Source organism: Angustibacter speluncae (genome assembly GCF_054777815.1).
Window position 1 is genome coordinate 1 of record NZ_BAAHAF010000032.1, and the last position, 2,437, is coordinate 2,437.

At 77.6% G+C, this 2,437-nt stretch carries 3 protein-coding genes and 1 pseudogene; 3 read left to right on the top strand and 1 reads right to left on the bottom strand.

All coding sequences use genetic code 11. The annotated features are described in order from the left end of the window. A pseudogene (locus ACYVKY_RS03365) lies at nt 1-207 on the bottom strand (hypothetical protein); the annotation flags it as partial. Between ACYVKY_RS03365 and ACYVKY_RS03370 the strand changes: the two are divergent. The 3 genes from ACYVKY_RS03370 to ACYVKY_RS03380 all read left to right on the top strand — a co-directional run. Continuing rightward, nucleotides 197-349: a hypothetical protein gene (locus ACYVKY_RS03370; RefSeq protein ID WP_460433580.1), complete on the top strand. Its 153-nt coding sequence runs from the start codon at nt 197-199 to the stop codon at nt 347-349. The pseudogene ACYVKY_RS03365 and the gene ACYVKY_RS03370 overlap by 11 nt on opposite strands. Nucleotides 350-369: 20 nt before the next feature. Further along, nucleotides 370-1,473, top strand: coding sequence for an energy-coupling factor transporter transmembrane component T (locus ACYVKY_RS03375; RefSeq protein WP_460433581.1), 1,104 nt, complete (start codon nt 370-372; stop codon nt 1,471-1,473). Further along, nucleotides 1,470-2,437, top strand: a 968-nt coding sequence (locus tag ACYVKY_RS03380) for an ABC transporter ATP-binding protein (protein ID WP_460433582.1), incomplete at its 3' end; no start/stop codon positions are given. The genes ACYVKY_RS03375 and ACYVKY_RS03380, both read left to right, overlap by 4 nt.

Here is a 2,437-nt window from a genome sequence, read left to right on the forward strand (position 1 = left end):
CGGTGGCACGGCGCCCGCACCGGGCGCCACGTCCGCCGCACCCGGGTCGGGCACCCCGGCACCGGCGACGACGTCCGCACCGGGCGCGACCACGCCGGCGGACCCGTCGGCGAGCGCGTCGGCGACCACCTCGGCCGCGGGGGGCGCGACGCCGTCCGACGGTCCGTCGTCCTCGTCGTCGGGTCGCGCGGACGCGATGGCCCTCACCTCGGGCTCGCGCGACGCCGGCGGCCCGCCGTGGACCGCGATCGGCGGCGGACTGCTCGTCGTGCTGCTGGCGGCAGCCGCCGGCGTGGTGGCCTGGCGCCGCCGCGCGGCAGGTAGCGGTCCGGACGCGTACGGGGGCTGACGCTGGCACTCCCGAGGTCGGTGCACCCGGGCGCCTGGTGGGTCTGGGCGCTCGGGCTCGCCGTCGCCGCGAGCACCACCACCAACCCGCTGCTGCTGGGCCTGCTGCTGGCCGTGGCGTGCCTGGTGGTGGCCTCGCGGCGCGGCACCTCGCCCTGGGCGCGCGCCTTCCGGCTCTACCTCTACCTCGGGCTCGCGATCGTCGTGCTGCGCGTGGTCCTGCACGTGCTGGTGGGCCTGAAGTACGGCGAGATCCTGCTGCTCGACCTGCCCGCCGTCCCGATGCCGTCGTGGGCGGCGGGCATCCAGCTGCTCGGGCCGCTGCACCTGGAGTCGCTCGTCGCCGCCGTCTCCGTCGCGCTGCGGCTCGCGGTGCTCGTCGCGTGCATCGGCGCCGCGAACGCGCTCGCCAACCCCAAGCGGCTGCTGAAGGCGTTCCCGGCCGCCCTCGCCGAGATCGGCACCGCCGTCGTGATCTCGGTGACGGCGGCCCCGCAGCTGGCCGAGAGCGTGCAGCGGGTGGTCCGGGCCCGGCGGCTGCGCGGCGACACCGCGCGCGGCCTGCGGTCGGTGCGGCAGGTGGCGCTGCCGGTGCTGCAGGACACCCTCGACCGGTCGCTGCTGCTCGCGTCCGCGATGGACTCGCGCGGCTACGGCCACCGCGTCGAGCAGTCGCGTGCGGCGCGCGCGGTCACCGGGACGCTCACCCTCGGTGGCCTGCTCGGGTCCTGCCTCGGCCTCTACGGCCTGCTCGACACCACGGCGCCGGTCTGGCTCGGGGTACCGGTGCTGCTGCTCGGCCTGGCCCTGTCGGTGGCCGGGCTCTGGGCGGGCGGGCGCGCGGTGCGCCGCACCACCTACCGCCCCGACCCGTGGTCGCTGCCCGAGTGGGTCACCGCCGCGACCGGACTCGCGACGGCGGCCGCCCTCCTGGTGCAGGTGCGGCTCGAGCCCGCGGCGATGTCGATGCCCGTGACGCCGCTCGCCTGGCCCGCGCTGCCCCTGCTCGCCCTGGTCGGCATCCTCGTCGCCGCGCTGCCGGCGTTCCTCACGCCGCCTCCGCCCGCCCCCTCGACCCGCCGCGCCGCCACGCGCGCGAGCACCGCCCTGGAGAAGGCGGCGTGAGCGCCGTCCTGCTGCAAGGGGTCTCGGTCACCTACCCCGGTACCGACGTCCCCGTGCTGCGCGGCGTCGACCTCGCCGTCGAAGAGGCCGAGCTCGCGCTGGTGGTCGGGCGGACGGGCTCCGGCAAGAGCACCCTGCTCGGGGTCGTGAACGGGACCGTGCCCCACTTCAGCGGCGGCCGCCTCGCCGGCCGCGTCCTGGTGCACGGGCGCGACACGCGCACGCACCGCCCGCGCGACCTCGCCGACCTCGTCGGCGTCGTCGGGCAGGACCCGCTGGCGGGCTTCGTCACCGACACCGTCGAGGAGGAGCTCGCCTACGCGATGGAGCAGCTCTCGCTGCCCACCGCCACGATGCGCAAGCGGGTCGAGGAGACGCTCGACGTGCTCGGTATCGCCGAGCTGCGCGACGCGCCGTTGCGCGAGCTGTCCGGCGGGCAGCAGCAGCGGGTCGCGATCGGGTCGGTGCTCACCGCCCACCCGCGCGTCCTCGTGCTCGACGAGCCCACCTCCGCCCTCGACCCCACGGGCGCCGAGGAGGTGCTCGCCACCCTCACCCGGCTCGTGCACGACCTCGCGGTCACCGTGCTCGTCGCCGAGCACCGCGTCGAGCGCGTGCTGCAGTACGCCGACCGCGTCGTCCACGTCGGCACCGACGGCACCGTCCGCGACGGCGCGCCCGCCGACGTGATGGCGGGGTCCGACGTCGCGCCGCCGGTCGTCGAGCTCGGCCGCTGGGCCGGGTGGACGCCGTTGCCGCTGTCGGTGCGCGACGCCCGCCGGGCCGGGACGCGACTGCGCGACGCCCTCGCCGAGCAGGCGTCTCCCGCGCCGGTCACCGAGCCCGGGGCCGCCGCCGCGCAGGCGGGCGGGGTGGTCGTCCGGCAGCGGGTCGAGCGTGGCCCGCAGCGCCCGGGACAGGTCGCTCTCGGCCGACTCGCGCTCCTCGCTCAGCGCCTCGAGCC